This is a genomic window from Nostoc punctiforme PCC 73102, assembly GCF_000020025.1.
Taxonomy (GTDB): Bacteria; Cyanobacteriota; Cyanobacteriia; order Cyanobacteriales; family Nostocaceae; genus Nostoc; species Nostoc punctiforme.
On the sequence record NC_010628.1, the window covers coordinates 585,714 to 606,006 of the forward strand.

The 20,293-nt window shown below is 42.3% G+C and carries 20 protein-coding genes; 13 read left to right on the top strand and 7 right to left on the bottom strand.

Annotated features, from left to right (window positions below; all coding sequences use genetic code 11):
• Positions 1-93: 93 nt before the first annotated feature.
• Positions 94-771: a response regulator gene (locus NPUN_RS02475; RefSeq protein WP_012407286.1), complete on the top strand. Its 678-nt coding sequence runs from the start codon at positions 94-96 to the stop codon at positions 769-771.
• A gap of 909 nt (positions 772-1,680) precedes the next feature.
• Here NPUN_RS02475 and NPUN_RS02485 read toward each other — a convergent pair.
• Positions 1,681-2,250: a DUF3611 family protein gene (locus NPUN_RS02485; RefSeq protein WP_012407287.1), complete on the bottom strand. Its 570-nt coding sequence runs from the start codon at positions 2,248-2,250 to the stop codon at positions 1,681-1,683.
• A 292-nt stretch (positions 2,251-2,542) separates the two neighbouring features.
• Between NPUN_RS02485 and NPUN_RS02490 the strand changes: the two genes are divergently transcribed.
• Both NPUN_RS02490 and NPUN_RS02495 read left to right on the top strand, forming a co-directional pair.
• On the top strand, positions 2,543-3,016 hold the full coding sequence (locus NPUN_RS02490) for a TspO/MBR family protein (RefSeq protein ID WP_012407288.1): 474 nt from the start codon (positions 2,543-2,545) through the stop codon (positions 3,014-3,016).
• 90 nt (positions 3,017-3,106) lie between these two features.
• A complete protein-coding gene (locus tag NPUN_RS02495) occupies positions 3,107-3,580 on the top strand; it encodes a TspO/MBR family protein (RefSeq protein ID WP_012407289.1) in 474 nt (157 codons plus the stop codon).
• 5 nt (positions 3,581-3,585) lie between these two features.
• On the opposite strand, the gene NPUN_RS02500 is transcribed toward NPUN_RS02495, so the two are convergent.
• Positions 3,586-4,293 (bottom strand): M15 family metallopeptidase, encoded by a 708-nt coding sequence (locus tag NPUN_RS02500; RefSeq protein WP_012407290.1) that lies wholly within the window; start codon positions 4,291-4,293, stop codon positions 3,586-3,588.
• A gap of 830 nt (positions 4,294-5,123) precedes the next feature.
• On the opposite strand from NPUN_RS02500, the gene NPUN_RS02505 reads away from it, so the two are divergent.
• The 4 genes from NPUN_RS02505 (at position 5,124) to NPUN_RS02520 (ending at position 9,371) form a co-directional block, all read left to right on the top strand.
• Positions 5,124-6,638 (top strand): aminotransferase class I/II-fold pyridoxal phosphate-dependent enzyme, encoded by a 1,515-nt coding sequence (locus tag NPUN_RS02505; RefSeq protein ID WP_012407291.1) that lies wholly within the window; start codon positions 5,124-5,126, stop codon positions 6,636-6,638.
• A 187-nt stretch (positions 6,639-6,825) separates the two neighbouring features.
• A complete protein-coding gene (locus tag NPUN_RS02510; protein WP_012407292.1) occupies positions 6,826-7,845 on the top strand; it encodes a daunorubicin resistance protein DrrA family ABC transporter ATP-binding protein in 1,020 nt (339 codons plus the stop codon).
• A gap of 202 nt (positions 7,846-8,047) precedes the next feature.
• Positions 8,048-8,935, top strand: coding sequence for an ABC transporter permease (locus tag NPUN_RS02515; protein ID WP_041565859.1), 888 nt, complete (start codon positions 8,048-8,050; stop codon positions 8,933-8,935).
• A 40-nt stretch (positions 8,936-8,975) separates the two neighbouring features.
• A complete protein-coding gene (locus NPUN_RS02520) occupies positions 8,976-9,371 on the top strand; it encodes a hypothetical protein (protein WP_012407294.1) in 396 nt (131 codons plus the stop codon).
• 198 nt (positions 9,372-9,569) lie between these two features.
• Here NPUN_RS02520 and NPUN_RS02525 read toward each other — a convergent pair whose 3' ends face one another.
• Complete coding sequence (locus NPUN_RS02525; protein WP_012407295.1) at positions 9,570-10,007, bottom strand: peroxiredoxin; 438 nt, start codon at positions 10,005-10,007, stop codon at positions 9,570-9,572.
• A 193-nt stretch (positions 10,008-10,200) separates the two neighbouring features.
• Here NPUN_RS02525 and NPUN_RS02530 point away from each other — a divergent pair, with 193 nt between their 5' ends.
• The 3 genes from NPUN_RS02530 to NPUN_RS02540 all read left to right on the top strand — a co-directional run bounded on the left by NPUN_RS02530 (position 10,201) and on the right by NPUN_RS02540 (position 12,781).
• Complete coding sequence (locus NPUN_RS02530; RefSeq protein WP_012407296.1) at positions 10,201-10,605, top strand: Npun_F0494 family protein; 405 nt, start codon at positions 10,201-10,203, stop codon at positions 10,603-10,605.
• 233 nt (positions 10,606-10,838) lie between these two features.
• Complete coding sequence (gene cobQ / locus NPUN_RS02535) at positions 10,839-12,323, top strand: cobyric acid synthase CobQ (protein WP_012407297.1); 1,485 nt, start codon at positions 10,839-10,841, stop codon at positions 12,321-12,323.
• Positions 12,324-12,544: 221 nt separating this feature from the next.
• Positions 12,545-12,781 (top strand): 2Fe-2S iron-sulfur cluster-binding protein, encoded by a 237-nt coding sequence (locus NPUN_RS02540; RefSeq protein WP_012407298.1) that lies wholly within the window; start codon positions 12,545-12,547, stop codon positions 12,779-12,781.
• A 129-nt stretch (positions 12,782-12,910) separates the two neighbouring features.
• On the opposite strand, the gene NPUN_RS02545 is transcribed toward NPUN_RS02540, so the two are convergent.
• The 4 genes from NPUN_RS02545 to NPUN_RS02560 form a co-directional block, all read right to left on the bottom strand.
• A complete protein-coding gene (locus NPUN_RS02545) occupies positions 12,911-13,354 on the bottom strand; it encodes an SRPBCC family protein (RefSeq protein ID WP_012407299.1) in 444 nt (147 codons plus the stop codon).
• 112 nt (positions 13,355-13,466) lie between these two features.
• Entirely contained in the window at positions 13,467-14,906 is a 1,440-nt protein-coding gene (gene zds, locus NPUN_RS02550; RefSeq protein WP_012407300.1) for a 9,9'-di-cis-zeta-carotene desaturase, read from the bottom strand.
• Positions 14,907-15,180: 274 nt separating this feature from the next.
• The gene (locus NPUN_RS02555) at positions 15,181-15,357 is read right to left on the bottom strand and encodes a ribbon-helix-helix domain-containing protein (RefSeq protein WP_012407301.1); all 177 of its coding nucleotides are present in this window, start codon (positions 15,355-15,357) and stop codon (positions 15,181-15,183) included.
• Between the two features lie 1,641 nt (positions 15,358-16,998).
• Positions 16,999-18,642 (bottom strand): DUF6930 domain-containing protein, encoded by a 1,644-nt coding sequence (locus tag NPUN_RS02560; RefSeq protein ID WP_012407302.1) that lies wholly within the window; start codon positions 18,640-18,642, stop codon positions 16,999-17,001.
• 325 nt (positions 18,643-18,967) lie between these two features.
• Here NPUN_RS02560 and NPUN_RS02565 point away from each other — a divergent pair, with 325 nt between their 5' ends.
• From NPUN_RS02565 to NPUN_RS02575, 3 genes are all read left to right on the top strand, one after another.
• Positions 18,968-19,324 carry an iron-sulfur cluster assembly accessory protein gene (locus NPUN_RS02565; protein ID WP_012407303.1) on the top strand — a complete coding sequence of 119 codons (357 nt, stop codon included), beginning with the start codon at positions 18,968-18,970 and terminating at the stop codon, positions 19,322-19,324.
• Between the two features lie 153 nt (positions 19,325-19,477).
• Positions 19,478-19,900, top strand: coding sequence for a tetratricopeptide repeat protein (locus NPUN_RS02570; RefSeq protein WP_041565861.1), 423 nt, complete (start codon positions 19,478-19,480; stop codon positions 19,898-19,900).
• A 115-nt stretch (positions 19,901-20,015) separates the two neighbouring features.
• A complete protein-coding gene (locus tag NPUN_RS02575; protein WP_012407305.1) occupies positions 20,016-20,264 on the top strand; it encodes a hypothetical protein in 249 nt (82 codons plus the stop codon).
• Positions 20,265-20,293 lie beyond the last annotated feature (29 nt).

Consider the following 20,293-nt stretch of genomic DNA (forward strand, 5'->3'; position numbering starts at 1 on the left):
TTAAAAAGGCAAAGGAGAAAGGACAAATGACTAATGACTAATGACTAATGACAAAGGACAAATGACTAATGACTCTTAATAAATAAATAATTAATGTCTTTAGATACTCGCTATCCCTTAAATTTACCAGCCAATGCTCCGCCGTTGCGCGTGTTAATTGTCGAAGACGATCCGATGATGCAATTGGGATTAGAGCAATCATTAATGGCTCATCCGCAGTTGGAGATTGTTGGACAAGCAGAAGATGGTTATTTGGGAGTTCAAGCCGCACTGCAACTGAAACCCGATTTGGTGGTTATGGACATTGGATTGCCGCGATTGGATGGCATTGCAGCAACGCAGCAAATTAAGGCGGCGTTGCCAGCAACTCATGTGGTGATGCTGACATCTCATCAAACGGAGACAGAAATTATTGCCGCACTATCTAGCGGTGCAGATGCATATTGTATTAAAGGTGCAAGTGTGGAACGATTGTTAAGTGCGATCGCAGCCGCAGTTGATGGTGCAGCCTATCTCGATCCCCAAATTGCGCGGCGAGTAATTGATAATCTCAAACCACCTGCACCCACGAGCAACAACGCCAACTTATCTGCACGCGAGTTAGAAGTGTTGAAACTCATGGTAGACGGGTTGAGTAACCCAGAGATTGCCGAAAAACTCTATCTCAGTCCCAACACCATCAAAACCCACGTCCGGGGGATTATGAATAAATTAGCAGTTGACGATCGCGTGCAAGCAGCAGTTGTTGCATTGCGTTCTGGGTTAGTTTGATTTCTGTAAGCCGCACACTCGAATTATCCCAGCAAATCATCATTCTCTACGTAGCCTGTAGCACAATACACTTGAGTTAAAACTTGATCGAAACTCAATACTTGTCGGGTTTTGGGGAAAAGGGGAATGGGAAAGAGGAAAGAAAAAACCTTTACCCCAAACCAAATTACAGTTTAAAATCCAAAACCCGAGCAGTATTGGATCGGGGCTTACGCACCTTTGGCTTTCAAGTCTGCCCGACTTTTAATCCCATTTACAAATAAAGGCGTACATAAGTACGCCTTTATAGCCGATTCATTTGTTGCCAGGATTTTTGAAAAATAGTCTACCTCAATGCATTTTAGTTAAAAGAGTTTGAGAGTTGATTAGGGTCTAGATTAGCAGGAAATAATAAAATTTCCTTGCCTTCTAATTTTGCCTTCTGGTGAAGCAAAATAGCCTTTCCCAAAGAACAATATTTAATTGGAACCCATCTGTCGCTATAAAAGTAGACAGTTACTCGGTTCATTGCATACTCTTTCAACGGCAGTGGAAGAGACCAGGACGTGTCCACAGTTTGAACCTTACCTGTTGAGTCCATGCTTTGAACCTCAGTTATTAAGTATATATACTTTGACCTATAAGGATGATTTAAAGTAACTATCATAAGTTACAATAAACTGCCTTGAAGCTAAATCTTTAGGTAAAAATTAGAATAATTAGAACTAATCTAAAGACATGGGGGAAGTCAGTCTAAACTTATCATTTTTGGGTGAAAGGCTCACGGAGTTCAAAGACTCGTTCATGAGTATCTGAGGTGGATGAACGGAGTTCAAAGACTCGTTCGCGAGTATCTGAGGTGGATGAACGGAGTTCAAGGACTTGTTCGCGAGTATCAAAGACTCATCTTACAAATTACGCATAGCGGTACTAGTGTTGATGCACTCGCTCCAGCAACCATAACGAAGCGACAGTCCCCACATAGTGAGCAGCAATCCCAGTGATATCTGCTACAGCCACAAAAACATCCATTGCTCGAATAATGTTATAGGGGTTGGTGATTGCCACTCCTGGAGGTTGGGATATAGATTTTGCTATTAGAACTAACACGGTTGAGCCAGCACCTAAGAGAGTTAATAACATTCCCACCAAACCTATAACTATTCCCAGTCGGAGGATTCTAGTTGTATCTGCCTTACTAGGATGCAAAGCTGGATTGGAATTTTCTAGAGCTTTGCCTATGCGAGTGTAACGATAATCCCAATAGAGACTAAATAACAACACTACAATTCCACATACAGCCCAAAATATGCCAATTCCAAGACCAGTATTCTGTTGTTGAACAAAGTTACGACCAGTTAAGGCAAACAACAAAGCTAAAACAGAAACCACTCCAATTGCCAATTGCAGCCAGAAAGTAATCCAGCCTGTAAGGCGAATAGTATTACCAATTCCTCTAGTTTCTGGTGCTAGCGATCGCACTTGTGATTCTGTTTGCATAAAAATTACCTTAATCCCCTACTCCCAAGAATATTTCCCCGGTTCGCCCCTTACCCCCATCTTTAGACATAATCACTTCAACATCCTGGGGAATAAATAAGGCAGGGGCAAGGGGGAGAAAAATTACCTCTTTTCCCTCTTCCTCTTCGCAATGCTCATAATTTAAAGTCCTGCCAAACGATGTGAAGGTTTCAAACTCAGGGACGATGAAGAATTAGCAATTAAATTGACAAAATTACACTATAAAGAGTGATATTAAGCGATAGATAGCGCTTTTAAAGGACTAACGGGCATGATTAAATCTTGGATGGTGATTGGGGGCGTGGCTTTCTTAGTTGCTTTAGCCGCTAACGTGATTACGCCTAGCGATCGCCAATGGTTCAAGCGCTTACAACGACCAAGATGGCTAACTTTTGAGGGCGCGATTCCAATTATCTGGACTGTAATATTTATTTGCGGTGCTTGGTCAGCTTATATTGTCTGGGAAAAGGATCCAGGAAGCACCTCAACCTGGTTAATCATGGGTTTATATCTGCTGTTAGAAATAATTACTATCGCCTATACGCCTGTAATGTTTAGGCTTCGCAGTCTGAAAGTGGGTACAATTCTTGGAGGCACAGGTTTTATCATTGGTGCTTTATTGATACTTGCGGTCTTAGGTATTTCTGGTTGGGCAGCATTGCTACTAGTTCCTTATTTGCTTTGGAGTCCCATTGGTACTTACACCACTTGGCAGATGATCGGTCTCAATCCTCAAGATGCCTAAAATTCGCACCAACGAATGATTAAAGCTATGCCCTAAATTGTCAAACTTGCAGTGTATAACTTGACAAAATACACAAAGCTTGAGGTCATTATGATTCCATCTTGGCTAATAATTGGGGCTGTAACTTTCTTAATCGCTCTTGGAAGTTTCTTGATTACGCCGCGTGATGTTAAATGGTTTGCACTATTAAGTCGCCCTCGCTGGCTAGTTTTTGAGCCTCTGATTCCACTCATCTGGACTGTGATTTTTATTTGCGGTGCAGCTTCAGCTTATGTTGTGTGGGAAAAAAATCCCGGAAGCCCAATTACTTGGTTAATAATGGCTTTGTACCTTTTGGTGGAAATTATCACCGTTGCCTACATACCTATAATGCTGAGGTTTCGCAGTCTCAAAGCAGGGGAGATTCTTGGGCTAGTTGGTTTGATTTCAGGCGTTGTCCTCGCAATCTGCGTTTTGCCGATTTCTCTAATGGCGGCGCTGTTACTCCTTCCCTATCTAATTTGGACTCCCATTGGTACTTACACTACCGACGAGTTAAAGGAACTGAATCCTCAAGATGCATAACGCATCTATGCAATACGGCCATAACGCGCTGTGACAGGATTGGCTGGATTGGATTGATTATTCAGCCAAGCCCACATTTGATCGCCAACAGAAAAATGCCACCACTCTCTGGGATTGCGTTGAAACCCTTCTTTTAACATTACATCTTGTAATAGCTGGCGGTGAGCATGATACTTTTGTGCTTCTGGGTCGTCATTATTGGCATAATAATCGGGATGCGATCGCTCTGACATTTCATCAATCGGCGAACCCATATTTACTATTTGCCCAATATCATCTACTAGAGTCACATCCACCGCTGCACCTGTACTGTGAGGAGGCGGAGTTTTTTCATCCAAACTTGGTGCAGCCCAAATTGCATAAACCGCTTCCCAAACTTCTTGACGTTGGTTTGGGGATAACTCCACGTTAGTTAATCCCCTATCCTGCACTGCTTGAGTGAAGCTGTAATCTACCATAAACTGCTGAACTGCGATCGGGCGATAAGCATCAAAAATTTGGATATGCCAGTTAGGATGCAGCAATTTAAGATAATTTTGCGCTTGGCTCAAATTTTTAATAACGCTTTGACGGAGATAATAAGGAGACTGTTCGCCATAGGGCGCACCTAATTTTTCATAAGGATGAGGAGATTCCACCGCAAACAATTCTAAAGGAATCTCAATTAGCGGTTCACCACACTCGAAAATTGGGATTTGATGATAAGGTCTCATCTAGTCAGCCACACAAAAAATTACGGATTTCAACGCAAGCATAACATTCTTAGGACTTATACAGAAGAGATCCCTCAACCTCCTTAAAAAGGGGGCTTAAGAGGAATCGAGGTTTCAAGCTTTGATTGCTTACAGCTATTTTCAGGGAAATAGACCACGCGGTAGGCGCGTAAGGCCTTGCGTCCCTACGACAGGTGTGGTTCAAATACATGAAAACTGTTGTAATTACAGTTTTGTGTAAAAACGTAGCGTTTTTAATACAGAGGGATGCATTAATATTGCAGCCAACGCATTGGCATTGTAGAGAGATGCATTAGCATTGCAGAGGGATGCATTAACATTGCAGCCGTCGCATTGGCATTGCAGAGGGATGCATTAACATTGCAGCCGTCGCATTGGCATTGTAGAGGGATGCATTAACATTGCAGCCAACGCATTAGGATTGTAAGCTATTACAAAATTTAATTTGCTACAAATTAATGAAATGCTCTACTATAGCAATCCTAAATGATTTGTGAAAAATACTCTTTTTAACAAACCGCTAAGGGCGCAAAGGAAGCATTCGCGCAGCGTCTCGAAGAGAAGAAGAAGAGGAGAAAGAATTTCACGAATGATTTAGGACTGCGATAAGTTTTGATTTTGTCTATAGAACTCATATTTGATTTTTGAAAAACCCCGTACAACTCAAGAAGCCTTCTTTCCTATTGCCTATTGCCTCTTGCCTTCCTACGCAAGTAAGTTTAAAAATCAAAGCGGATTCCTATATAAGATTAAACTCTACTTAAATATTGTGCTGTTTCCTTTGTGCCCTTGCGGTTTGTTTCTCCAAAATGCTCAATCAAAACCAAACACCATTATTAGATGCGTTAAAAGCCAATGCAGCAAGACCTCATGCACCTTTTTACACCCCAGGACATAAACAAGGTGAGGGAATTCCTCAACCTTTGGCTGACTTACTTGGTAAAGCTGTATTTCGCGCTGATTTAACCGAATTAGCAGATTTAGATAATCTCTTTGCACCCCAAGGCGTGATTCAAGAAGCACAACAACTGGCGGCTGAAGCGTTTGGCGCTTCGCAAACATGGTTTCTTGTCAACGGTTCTACCTGTGGGATTGAAGCGGCTATTCTTGCTACCTGTGGCACAGGTGATAAAATCATTTTGCCTCGCAATGTCCATTCTTCTGCGATCGCTGGTTTAATTCTCTCTGGTGCAATACCAATTTTTCTCAATCCTGAATACGATCCAGTTTTAGATATTGCCCACAGCATCACGCCCAATGCTTTAGAATCTGCACTCCAACAACATCCCGACGCTAAAGCAGTGTTGACAGTTTATCCAACATATTACGGCGTTTGTGGAGATTTGAGTGCGATCGCCAATATTACCCATCAATACAATATCCCTTTACTCGTAGATGAGGCACACGGCGCACACTTTGCTTTTCATCCCGAATTACCCACTCCAGCCTTAGCCGCAGGTGCAGATTTAACTGTACAATCCATCCACAAAGTACTTGGTGCAATGACACAGGCATCAATGCTGCATATCCAAGGAGATAGGATAGATTGCGATCGCATCAGTAAAGCTTTGCAACTAGTACAATCTACCAGTCCTAGTTATTTACTTTTAGCTTCTTTAGATGCAGCGCGTCAGCAAATGGTACTCCACGGAAAAATGCTGATGTCTCGCACATTGCAACTTGCCAATGAAGCTAGAACAATAATCAGCCAAATTCCTGGATTATCTGTTTTACAGATTCTTAGCCCCCCTTATCAAGGGGGGTTGGGGGGATCTTCTTCTCTAGGTGGTTTGGTGGGATCTCCCGGCTTTGTGGCTTTAGACAAAACGCGGCTAACTGTCACTGTTTCTGGTTTAGGCTTAACCGGATTTGAAGCAGATGAAATTCTGGATGAAAAATTTGCTGTCACTGCTGAATTCGCCTCACTGCAACACCTCACCTTTATCATTAGTTTAGGGAACACCCCAGCCGATATTAAGCAATTAGTGCAAGGTTTTACCATTCTTGCCAAAGAATATCGCGCAACTAACTTGAATGTTACAAATCCTAATTTGCAGAATCTTTTAACTACACAGGGTCATACTTTACATTTTTCTCCCCGTGAAGCCTTTTTTGCTCTCAGCGAAACATTGCCTTTAGCACAAACAAGCGATCGCATTTGCGCTGAAATCATCTGTCCCTATCCCCCAGGAATTCCTGTGTTAATGCCGGGAGAAATCATCACTAAACCTGTCCTTGATTACTTGCAACAAATTCAAGGAATGGGGGGATTTATCAGTGGTTGCAATGATTCCAGCCTCAAAACTTTGAAAGTTGTGAAATAACGTCCTAATGTTAAGTCACCACAAACACAATCAAGCAATTTGTCTGAAATAATCAGAAATTTTTGACAGCATGGCGCATGACGCGAACTTGTTTAGAGATTTTCGCTCATCTGTTATTTCCTTGCTCTCTAGCTTCTACAATAAGGATAGACTTTATTGAGATTTGTATAGTTGGGGAAAAGCTGTCATGGCTCCCGCCGTTTTAATTCAGAATCTGCAAAAACGTTACGGTACAGTGGTTGCCGTCCAGGATGTTTCCTTTCAGGTAGAGCCGGGAGAAATCTTTGGTTTACTTGGCCCCAACGGTGCTGGGAAAACTACTACCTTGCGTGCCTTGTGTACGCTGACCACACCGGATGCTGGCAAAATCGAAGTATCTGGCATCTCTGTGTTAGATAATCCGAGAGTGGCAAGACAACGACTAGGCTATGTTGCTCAGGAAGTAGCTATAGATAAGGTGCTAACTGGAAAAGAACTGCTGCAATTGCAAGCAGCACTTTATCACCTTCCACGCGCAGTAGCCAAACAGCGCATTGAGACGGTATTAGATTTACTCGGTTTGCAAGAATACGCCAATAAAAAGACAGGAACCTATTCTGGTGGTTTACGCAAGCGCCTAGACTTGGCTGCTGGGTTGCTCCATGCACCAGATGTTCTGGTATTGGATGAGCCAACTGTAGGACTTGATATAGAAACCCGTTTTGTGGTATGGGATTTCCTACGAAAATTACGCGCCTCTGGGACAACGGTAGTAATTACCAGCCATTACCTAGAAGAAATTGACGCTTTAGCCGATCGCGTCGCAATTATAGATCGGGGCGTGGTAATTGCTTCTGGGACACCTTCACAATTAAAAGATAAAGTAGGGGGCGATCGCATCACCTTGCGAATCCGCGAGTTTTCCCCCATCGAGGAAGCAGAAATTGCCAAAAACCTCTTGCAACCTTTGCCCTTTGTGCAAGAAGTCATTATCAACAGCGCTCAAGGTAATTCCCTCAACTTAGTGGTGACACCTCAAAACGATGTTCTCATTAACATACAGCAAGCGCTGAATACTGCTGGTTTGCCCATATTTGGCATTGCCCAATCTCGCCCCAGCCTCGATGACGTTTACCTCGCCGCTACAGGACGCACCCTGATGGATGCAGAACTGGCAGCCGTTGCCACTCGCGATCCCAAGGCTGAGAAAAAGCAACTTATGAGATAGGGGCTGGGGGCAGGCTTGCCGTGAGCGTAGCCGAACGGGAGCAGGAAAGGATTAGGGGACGAGGGGGACAAGGAGGACAAGGGGAAATTATTGAACAAGTCTCTTCCTTGTCTCCCACCTCTTCCTTGTCTCCCTTGTCTCTTCTCTATGCCCCATGCCCAATCCCCAATCTAAAATTCAAAATCCAAAATCCAAAATTTCTATGAGCATTACTCCTAAATCTGATATCAATTGGCAGTCACTAGCATCGCCACAAGCAGATGTTAATGCTGCACCTAACTTTTTTGGTGAATTGGTACAAGAGACGTTGGCTTTAACTCGTCGCTTGTTTATTCAGTTGCAACGCCGTCCCTCAACTTTGGTTGCCGGAATTATTCAGCCAGTCATGTGGTTGATACTGTTTGGTGCTTTGTTCCAAAATGCCCCCAAGGGTATATTTGGCAATACAACAAATTACGGACAATTTTTAGCTGCTGGTATTATTGTGTTTACAGCCTTTGCTGGGGCGCTGAATGCTGGTTTACCGGTGATGTTTGACCGCGAGTTCGGCTTTTTGAACCGTTTGCTGGTAGCACCGTTAGCATCGCGGTTTTCCATAGTCTTTGCTTCGGCAATCTTTATCATCAGCCAAAGTTTGCTACAAGCAGCCGTGATTGTAGCGGCGGCGGCGTTCTTGGGCGCTGGACTACCCGATGCAGTCGGTTTAAGTGCGATCGCTCTAATTGTCCTCTTATTAGCTTTAGGCGTAACAGCCATCTCCCTCGGTTTGGCTTTCGCCTTACCCGGACACATTGAACTGATTGCAGTGATTTTTGTCACTAACCTGCCATTATTGTTTGCTAGTACTGCTTTGGCTCCTTTATCTTTCATGCCTCGGTGGTTACAGGTTATCGCTACCCTGAATCCTCTCAGCTATGCGATCGAACCAATTCGCTATCTGTATCTACACAGTAGTTGGGGATTAGGTAGTGTAGTTATGCAGGCTCCTTGGGGTGATGTTACCTTTGGGGGAGCGTTGCTGGTATTATTAGGGTTCGCCCTTGTCGCCTTACTGAGCATTCAACCCCAACTGCGGCGGACTCTTGCTTAAAGAGATAAAATAGAGCAATTTTATTTAGGGTCAAAATCCCATGAAAAAACCATTTTTACAAATTCCTAGACTATTTGTAGCTACCCTGGCAGGAATTAGCTTTGCTTCCTTGCTCATGGCTCAACCGAGCTCGGCTCAAGTCAGCAGCCCTGCCGATGCTTTTCCTAGTAATAGTACAACAGACCAAAATACCGATCCCTTCGCCCGCTCAAACTCAGACAATTTCAATATGTTTGACCTGATTCATCGGGCGAATTTCGGGACTCTCAACTGGAATTCTGACCAACAAAACGAACAATTAGACTCAGCCGCAGCAGCCTTTAAAGCAAGGCAACAAAAACGAATTCAACAAGGAGGTCAACCACAACAAGCAACCCCCGCTTCGCCATCGGTTACGCAGCCATCGTTTACACTGCCATTACCGTCAGGTAACTGAAGTCAAACAAAGAACCCCAAGCCTCTAATACTTTGTCAGCTAGTTTTGTGGGTTTGTAGTCAGCACTTTAATGCTTAGAAAATAAGTACTAAAGTCCTTACTAGATACAAACTTGTTGAACCATCAATTTAAACTTGACAGACTATTAGGACTTGGGGTTGAGACGATTAAAAAATCCTTAGTTATTGGGGTAAAAAACTACAGCCCAAGTGCCGCTAAAATATCGCTAGCATGGGTGGTAGTATTTACAGCATTGTCAACATGAGTAATTTTACCGTTGGGGTCAATTACGTAAGTGACGCGCTTGGCATAACCACCGCCATCCACATCGAAAGCTGTGATGAGGGATTTGTCGTAATCAGCCAGTAGGGGAAAATTCAAATTATATTTTTGGGTGAATGCTTGATGAGAGACTTCATCATCAGCACTGACTCCCAACACTACAATATCTTTACCTTGATATTCAGATTGGGCATCCCGAAAACTACAGGCTTGTTTGGTGCAGCCTGGCGTGTCATCTTTGGGGTAAAAATACAAAACTACGGTCTTTCCAGCAAAGTCAGATAACGATACTGTGTTGCCGTTTGTATCTTTGGCGGTAAATGCAGGTGCATCCGTACCAACTGCTAGAGGCATAATTAACCTTTCCTGTTTCAGATTGTTGGTGCACTTGAAATTTTACATTAATTTATAATCATTAAATATAATTACTAAAAAATAGCATAACTATACTTCAGGTAACTAATTTTGCTTAAATGAGGTATATAGTACAAGAAAAAATATATTCTTGAATTAATCTTTTTAAGAAGAAAATTTCTCCCCCTACAAAATGGCTGCTGCTGATTCCCAAAACCCAAATATTTTTGTCTATCCTCAAAGCACAGTAAAAAGAGCCGAGCGATCGCTAGTGTGTTCGCCCTTCAATTTATCTTTATTTGAAGTCATGGGACACCAGAGTGTTTCAGTAACTGCGATCGCTCTGGAAAATGGACTCAAACAGGGCTATACCAAGCGCCCTTTATCAGAATTAGCCTGTGATAACGCCTTGGGCTGGCTAATCCAAGTGGGTGTATTGCGGCGAGAAGTCGATGGACAGGGAATTACAGATAGTTTTCGGCTCACTCCCTTGGGTCGCCAGATGGTTGAACAATACCACGGAAAAAACTGGCGGACACCTTCATGGCGCGATCGCTTATTCGATGCTGTGATTCGTTGGTTACGGATACCCTTTTAGAATAAAAAACCAAAGAGTTAGCATTAGGCAATCAAAGGGAATAATATATACGGAAACATCACATTTATTCATGAAGTCTTTACCGTAATCATCTAATTGAAATTTGTGATGCTAATGGTGGGTGTGGGGTATGGTGTATTATTTCTTCCCCTACTCCCTCATGTCTTCCTGCTCGCTTATTGTTCGCTCCTAAAAATTCACTCTGTATCTTGAAAAACTAACTAATAGCAACTATGAAATCAATTATGGTGGTGGGGACAACATCCCACGCAGGGAAATCACTTTTAACCACAGCTATTTGTCGCATTCTGTCGCGGCGTGGCTGGCGAGTGGCTCCCTTTAAAGGTCAAAATATGGCTTTAAATGCTTATGTTACTGCCAGTGGTGGAGAAATTGGCTATGCCCAAGCAGTGCAAGCTTGGGCTGCGGGAGTCGTGCCTTGGGTAGAAATGAACCCAATTTTACTCAAACCTCAAGGGGATATGACTTCTCAAGTAATTATCAAAGGTAGGTCTGTAGGGAAAGTAAGTGCCTCAGATTACTACGAGCAATATTTTGAACTGGGGTGGCGGACAATTGAAGAATCGCTACAACATTTAGGAACAGAATTTGACTTATTGGTTTGTGAAGGTGCCGGTAGTCCAGCAGAGATTAACCTCAAGCACCGCGATTTAACTAATATGCGAGTGGCAAAATATTTGAATGCACCAACAATGTTAGTAGTTGATATCGATCGGGGTGGTGCTTTTGCCCATGTGGTAGGAACCTTAGAGTTATTGGAACCAGATGAACGCGCTCTAATTAAGGGTGTAGTAATTAACAAATTTCGAGGACAGCGATCGCTCTTAGATCCGGGGATAAAATGGTTAGAAGAACGCACAGGTATTCCTGTTATCGGTGTTATACCCTACCTGCAAGAAGTGTTTTCAACCGAAGACTCCCTGGATTTGCTAGAACGTCAATCGTCGTCAAGTAAAGCCCAAACAGACCTCAACATTGCCGTTATCCGCTTACCCAGAATTGCCAATTTCACCGATTTCGACCCCCTGGAATCAGAAAGCACAGTTTCAGTGAAATACTTAAGCCCTAAGCAAGATTTAGGACATCCTGATGCCGTAATTATCCCAGGCACAAAGACCACAATTGCTGATTTACTACTGCTGCAAAAAAGCGGTATGGCAGAAGCTATTCAACACTATGCTGCCTCTGGCGGAACCGTTTTAGGTATCTGCGGTGGCTATCAGATGCTCGGTCAAATCATCGCCGATCCAGAAGGAATAGAAGGACAAGCTGGCAGATTTCAAGGGTTAAATCTTTTACCAATTAGAACCGTAATTACCGGACAAAAAATCGCCCGGCAGCGCCAAGTTAGCTCAAATTATCCACAACAGGGCTTGCCAGTCAATGGCTTTGAAATTCACCAAGGGCGATCGCGCATCGAGCAGCAAGGGATAGATCCTCAATCCTACCATGCCCTATTTGACGATATTAATTTAGGATTAGTGGATAGTTGTCAATCGGTGTGGGGAAGTTACCTCCACGGGCTTTTTGATAACGGCCCTTGGCGACGCGCTTGGTTAAATCGCCTCCGTCAACAGCGCGGTTTAAAATCTTTGCCTACTGGTGTTGCTAACTACCGAGAACAGCGAGAGCAGATTTTGGATTCCTTAGCCACTGAAGTAGAAAGCCATTTAGACTTAACTCCATTTTTGTCTTAAACTGATACCATTTTTAATTTTAGATTTTGGATTGAAAATAGCTTTCTAAATCTAGGTGTAGTGAATTCATCTGTCACAATCATGTTTGAAATTACTGTAAGTTGCATAAAAGAAATTGCACTTTTTTTCGTTAAGATGGTTATCTGTCATTTGTAAAGACAAAAGGCAAATGACAAATAACAACCCTTACGAATCAATTTCAAATCAAAAGCGTAAGATTCATGATTGTTCGTGTCCACTTTTTACCAGATGATGTGACGGTAGATGCCGAAGTGGGAGAAGCCATTTTGGATGTAGCAGACCGGGCTGGAGTATTTATTCCCACCGGTTGTCTAATGGGGTCTTGTCACGCTTGCACCGTCGAATTAGAGGATGGAGAGATCATCCGCGCTTGTATCACCGCAGTACCGACACGCGAGAAATTGACGATTAATTTGTTTAGCGATCCCACTTGGTAATTTTTTAACCCTCTAAGTTCAGAAGGTCAGATAAAAAAGTAGAGAAGAAATTTACTAGGTCGTAAATAATGTTGCACAATATGAGCGATCGCACATATTGTTCCCTACTGCGTGTTTTTACTATCTATATCAATTAGCTTTAACATTGAGCGCATACTCTTTAAACCTTTCCAAATCAGCTTGAATCGTCGATTCAACTATCCGTCCCAAAAACAAGTTATCCATGATTTTGCCAATCATGCCGGGGATAGCATAGGAAATACTCATTTTAACAATGCTACTATTGTGGCGATCGTAAAAGCGAATCGCTCCCTGATTAGGCAAACCATCAATCGATTCCCATTGGATAATTTGGTTGGGAATAACTTTGAGAATTCGGGATTGCCAATTAAATTCTAGACTGCCGGTTTTTAATTTCCAAAGGGATATATCTGGATTATCTGGCGGAATTTTCACCGAATCAATCCACTTCATCCACCGGGGCATTTGCTCCAAATCAGACCAGAGGCTCCATACTAAATCTATGGGGGCCTCTACTTCTACCTGCACAGTATGCTCTAACCAATCTGACATTTCTCTTCTTCTTCCTTTGCGTTCTTCCCTACGAGACGCTACGCGTAGCTTGCTTCTCTGTAGGAGTATGCGTCCTTGGCGGTAGCCTGCGGCAAGCCACTGCGTGTCTACGTTATCTCTTCAAACTCTCCAAAATCACTTTTGCCGCCCGCCGTCCAGAAATAGTAGCACCTTCCATGCTGTCAATATAATCTTGCTGAGTATAGCTCCCTGCAAGGAAGAAATTATCTACTGGTGTTTTTTGGTTGGGACGATATGCATCCATCCCTGGCGCTTCTCGGTAGAGAGACTGAGCAAGTTTTACTACACTATACCAAGTCATATTTAGCTCCCGCGACGAAGGAAACAGTTCATGGACTTGCTTGAGGACATGCTGTGCGATCGCTTCATTACCCTGTGCAATAAACGGATCTCCCGGTGTCAGCACTAGTTGTAACAAAGATCCCTGTCCTGGGCGATAATAATCAGCAGGGCTAGTTAACGCTAAATCCGCAAAACACGAAAAATCAGCATCGGCTGTGTACAGTAAATTATCAATTCCAGCCGCGTGATTTAGCTGTTTACGTTGCTCTTTATCGTTGAGTTCTGTTACCCAACCATCGAAGCGTAACTGCACTGTAGCCACTGGTACTGCATCCAGTTTGTAAATATTGTCAAATTCTGACCACTTACGCCATTCCTGGGGTAGGATACGTTGAATTCCTGGAACATCACAGGCAAAAACGTAAGCATCAGCAGTAATCGTTTCGACTGCATCACCTTGGGCAACTGCTATACCAGTGACACGGGTTTGTTCGTTTGACTCTATAAACTGAATTTCTCGCACTTGCCGACGCGTATAAACTTTAGTGCCTCTGGCTTCTAAATATTCCAAAATGGGCTTGTGCAAATATTCAGATGGAGAACCTTCCAGCATTCGCAAAACTGAAGCTTCAGTTCTGACCGCAAATAACTGAAATATGGTTAACATACAACGGGCAGACATATTTTCACAATCAATAAATCCCAGAGCGTAAGCAATAGGGTTCCATAACCGCTTAATGCTGCCATTACTCCCACCATGACTGCGAAACCAATCGGCAAAGCTAATTTTATCTAAGTTGCGGATGGTTTTCATCGCCCCGTTAAAGTCTACCAATCCGCGAACTATTGGACTAGTACCCAAAGCGATCGCATTTTGCAATTTATCCTGCAACGATAGTTGAGAAGTCGTGAAAAATGCCTTTAAGCCATTGAAAGGTGCACCTGTAAAGAAGCGAAAATCCAAACCACCAGTGCGTCCCCCTTTATTAATAAAAGTGTGGGTATGTTCCTTGAGGCGTAAGTTCTCTAACACCCCCACTTTCTTCATCAAGTCAAATAGTTGGTAGTAGCACCCGAAAAAAACATGCAACCCCATTTCTAGATGGTTGCCATCTCCATCAACCCAACTGCCGACTTTACCACCCACAAACGGACGAGACTCAAAAATCTCTATTTCACAACCAGCATCAGCTAGATCTACTGCGGTTGCTAGTCCAGCAAGTCCCGCACCTACGATTGCAACACGCATTCCGTCGTTCCTTTTCAGTTTCTTTACAGATTGTAACTGGGTTGGTGTCGGAATTTGCTACTCAATATCAACTCTACCAGCATATTAAGGCAAGCAATGTAGATACTAAAACCTCTTTAATTACTTATTTTAGTCCCCGGAATTGACCAGACGCGAGCAAAACGCGTCTGTATCAGCTAGACAAATTATTGTCCATTGCGGCACACCCAAAAAAGTATCAGAGCTATTTTGTTGGTGGCAAAGCAGTTATCTAGTAAGTAGTGAAAGTATGTTCTTACTTGTTTATATCTTTGCCATCGTCGGAGACAGGCAAACTTCTAATCAGTTCGCGAATCACATCAGTTGCGGGTCTACCTGTTTGTTGGCAATATTTTTCTAGTTTTTCCGCTTCCTGCGTTGCGAGATTAACTGTTATGCGTTTAACGGCCCATTTTTTATTTGTCATTATCATGCTATCTGCTGTATATCTAGATTGTCGAAAGAGTCTAAATTAAAGAGGGAACCGATAAGATTATCAGAATTTGTCTCAGGAAACAAGTAATACCATTAATATTAAAAATTGTCGTTTTGTCAAAGGATTCATAATTTTCTAAAGAAATCAAAAAACTACACTTTATTTGTTACTATTTTGACAGCAAAAACAGCACATAGTTCCTTCTGAGGAGAATAATCCTACTAACAGCATCAGTAAAGCCTGGCAATGAACTTCTATAAATGAATTTGAGATAGAGAATGTTGACTCAATCAAGATTTGCAAAATTATTCTCTATCGAAATAATTTGACCTTATATCTTAACCAAGTTTGCCAAACCCACTTGATGAGAACATCTGGTATAACAGATGAAAATAAAGCTTTAGAATCATTGTCAGGCTGAAATTGTGTTTTACAGGCGGCTTAAGGCGAGATATACAGCTCCAAAACAATCACTTAAAAGTAGGCAAATAAGCGATCACTCTATAGCAAACATCCATCTGTAACCAATAAGCTAAGAGCGACTTAAACGGTTAAGGTTTTTGGCTTACTGCAATTAAACTGATTACTTTACCGTGCTAATGTTGTAGTCATCAACAAGGGTATAAGATTCAGCTCATGGGTATAAAAAACCAAATATTTTGGTAAATCTTACAGAATTACCTGTAATTTCACCCAGAAAAATTAACCAAGAATAGACGTGCTGTTACTTGACTGCCGCCGATAATAATATTTTAGTTTTGTTTCATGTTTTTACACTAAGTGCCCGGAAATATATGATGAAATCTTAGATATTTTTTCTCTTCCCCCTAGCGATATAATTTGTTTGAAAGCCAGTATTGTTTCAATTCCTCGTATTCACCTATTTGAGGTTACGAGAATTATTTTTAGCCAATTAATACGCTAAAAAACTTACTTTAAACTGCCTTTTCATGTCTAAGCTAAGAGAAAAACTGCTGCTAAAAAAATCTTGCATTTAAATCCCTATTGATTAGTAAATGTAAGCATAAAAGCAATTTTGTACTTCAATATTGTTATTGAGTGTATTCATTATAGCTATGATTTACGGGCTTTAAATAAACTTTATTTAGGCACTAAAAAAACTCATTTTCACACTTTATAAAAAAATTACAAAGAAAAAGAGATAAATATGAGCTTTTGCTTAATGATATTTATATAGAACAACCTCCTAAGCTCAAAAAGTTGTTAAAAAAAGATTCTGATATTGAAGTGCGTCAACTAAGTTTGATTAAACCCAACTTCGTAAATAGTTAACTAGTAATTTGTACCTATTTATACTGATAAACATCCAGATGAAATTGCTGAAAAACTATGAAAATATAGATACTTCATGAAATTTAGGTAAAGTTAGCTGCCATCCTGGGATATTTACTAGTAAACCTTCGCAGAAATGCAGCTAACACCCAATTAACAAAGTTAGATAAACTTCCGCCTTGCCGTAATAGGTGCATCAATGCTAAGTATGCACTAAGCTATTTAGCACTCAGCAATGGCACCACCTTCTCAGCGTTTAATCTGGTTAATATGCGAATCAAATATATATCAACTTAATTTCTTATAGCCGTAATCCTTAATGTCAGATTACGGCGATGAATGCAACTATTCCAATTTGAGTTGGGGCATGAGTTGGAGAGTGCCAATACCTAAATCTTTCGGTGAAAGCGATCGCGTTTCAAACAAAGCCATCATGTCTCGTAACTGAGGATTGCCACGGGAAGCTCCTGTTAATCCTTTAGCAATGATTAAGCCACAGTAGCCCTTAGTATTTTTACACCTCTGATTCCATTTTTTTCGGGCTTCTACATGAATAGGATCTTCATCTAAAAATTCACCAAATAGGAACAATTCACCATTTTGAGTTTGCAATAAACCCAGATCGTAGCGATCGCCATCGAAAGGATCGGCACCTGGATTAAAGCAAATTGCTCTCAGCCCGCCTGCTGCTTCAATTCTTTCAATTACAGTTTTAGCCTTGGGGCGAGAAGTTTGAATTAAAATCACCGGCAAACCGTCACCCACTTGTTTAATTTCACCAGCCTTATGGTAAGTTACCCCCTTACGGAGGTGATCCAACATTTCCCAGGACACTACGCCTAAGCTGAGAAAGGAGTCTTCCGGTATCAAGTCATCTTGCAATGATTGGAAGTTTGCGGAGTTAAGGTTATCAATTTCCTCATCATCGTCACCAAAACCTGCCATTTCCTCTAATTCTGCTGCTAACTGCGGCATGGTAGAGACTGTCACAGCCACAGATTTAATTGATTCTTCCGACTGCGGCAGAGAGATGCGATAACGACGGCTGAGGGTAGGGAAGATATCCTCATGCAAATGGCGGCGGTGATCGCGAATAAAGCGGATTAGGCTTTCGATGGCAACGAAGATTACCAGCGCTTCTTCGTCATACAAAACAGACCGCAGTCCTTCTAAGGGGTGGATATTACCGAAAGTGGGGTCAATTTCTGATAATGGCAGATCCGCCAAATCACTTTCTTCGTCATCATCTTCATCTTCGTCTTCATCAGCACTCTCAAAGGTCAGAAATAGGCAATCTTGCTTGAGAAACGCTTCTTCTAGATGCTCCGTTGATTCTTCATCTTGTAAAACTGCGGTGCGAAACTGTTTTAAAGAGTCTTCTGAGCGATAAAACAAAATCCCATACTCCATTCCCAGCATTCCCATGACTGAGGCGTAGAGTGTGCCAACATCCCACTTATTAATCTCGATTGACAAAATTTGCTGTTCTTCCAAAAATTCCCAAGGTGCTGCTTGCCAAATTGCAAATGCTTTCTCTCGCAAGATTTGTGCATACTGTGGGGGTAAGTCAGGGGTTTGACTATCGAGGATGTCAGCGAACCCGCGAAATAGTTCGTCAATTAAAGGCAGTTCTGGTGCGTAGTCAATGGCGATATCCAAATCTTGCAGCACTCCCCGCAGGTAAAATTGGATCTCGCGGTCTTTGACTACAATTCTTTGGGGCCTAGCAGGTCTTGCCGGACTGTGGGGATGCTCCATTGCTCGCATTAAAGTACGAACTATTGCTTCTGGACCAACATCTGAAGCTACCACGTCCATTCCTCTGACAACACCTTGAGAGTAATCTACCCAAAGAATGCATTCTCCCTTTTCCTCAGAGTTTGAGTGCTGGTTTGGTGATGACAACGGACGGCGATCGCCCTCCCATACAGAAGGAATTTGAGTTAATTTCTTCAAGCGACGACTGGTAGAGCGATTAAAACTTGTCATAAAGTAAGTTAATCAAAAGAAGCAATTTGGAAGTAAACTTTGGGGGATAGCTAGCCTCGGATTAGGTTTTTATGGCTGCACCTGAAAGATAGTTGCTTCTGGGACAAGCCATGCTTGAACTCCAAAAATACCGAATCTCTAAACACACTGAGTCTCTCAATTCTAGAATAAAAACCTTTGGCTGCTTTTAACGGAGTGTTTACAATTTGGCATCTAACAACATCTAAGCCGCTAGAATGAATACAAAAACACCTTAGGAAACCCAGAGGCATTAACAAGCCGATATCGGGTAAAGCTTAGACTAATTAAGGAGTGAAAAAAGCAGATGACACAAGCAATTCAGTCTCAACAACGCGGAATTCTGTTGAGCGAAGCCGCATTGCACCAGGTAAAATCCCTCCGAGACAAGCAAGGCACAGACTTCTGCTTACGGGTAGGAGTCCGTCAGGGTGGCTGTTCTGGGATGTCTTACATGATGGACTTTGAAGACACTAGCAAGATCACCCCGCAGGATGAAGTTTTTGACTATGATGGCTTCAAAATTGTCAGCGATCGCAAGAGTCTCTTATATCTCTACGGTTTAATGCTCGATTACAGCGATGCCATGATTGGTGGTGGCTTTCAATTTACTAACCCTAATGCCAACCAAACTTGCGGTTGTGGCAAGTCATTTGGGGTTTAGCCAAGAGGAGCCGATCGCGTGCGAGGTTTTCCACCATTGATTGAACTCGCCCTCAATAGTCAAGAGTCAAGGTTTTCTAACTCTTGACTATTGCCCTATGACTATTGAATCATGGCTAATGACTATTAACTAATGATTATTGACAAACTTACTATGACTCAAACAGTTGAATCCCTGTTTGATACAGGTTTAGAACGCTATAAAGCAGGAGAGGCAGTAGATTCTTTAATCCCTGTATTTAAAGAAGTGTGCGATCGCGCTCCTAAAACAAGTGCTGCTTGGATCTGTTTGGCGTGGTTGTATCTACTCGATAACAAGCCCAACTTGGCTTACAAAGCTGCACAGAAGGCAGTCAAGCTAAATCCACAAGATCCACAGGCTAGAGTCAATATCGCTTTAGCAATGCTAGAAACAGGTCAAAAAGGTTTACGAGAACATATTGACATTGCACAGCAGCTAATTTTTGTCAATGAAGAGTGGCAAGATGAAATAAAAAACAGTATTGAAGATGGTTTGACTAGAAAACCAGATTGGCAGAGTTTGAAAAAAGTCAAAAATTGGCTGTTTGAAGAGTAGAGGATGGGCAGTGGGGACTAGGAGATGAGGGAGATGAATCAATAACCCAATGCCCAATGCCCCATGCCCAATGCCCAATGCCCCATCCCCCATGCCCCATCCCCCATCCCCCATCATGAAAGATAAATTGTTAAATTGGCTAAACACAGTTTTAGTTGCAGATGTTTTTTTGGTTTTGTTTGGCTTTGTCTGGTTAGCGATCGCAGCGATCGGTGATTCTGTGGGAGTAAATTTGGGTTTAGATTTGTGGCATCAACTTTGGCAACCCGTATTTAACCCAGCGATCGGCATCCTCATGGGCGGTGCAATTCTCAGTGGTATTATCAGTTGGGTTTCCAAAAAATTTCTCTCTAGTCAAGAATAAAGCAATTGGGGATTGAAAAGAGGCAGAGG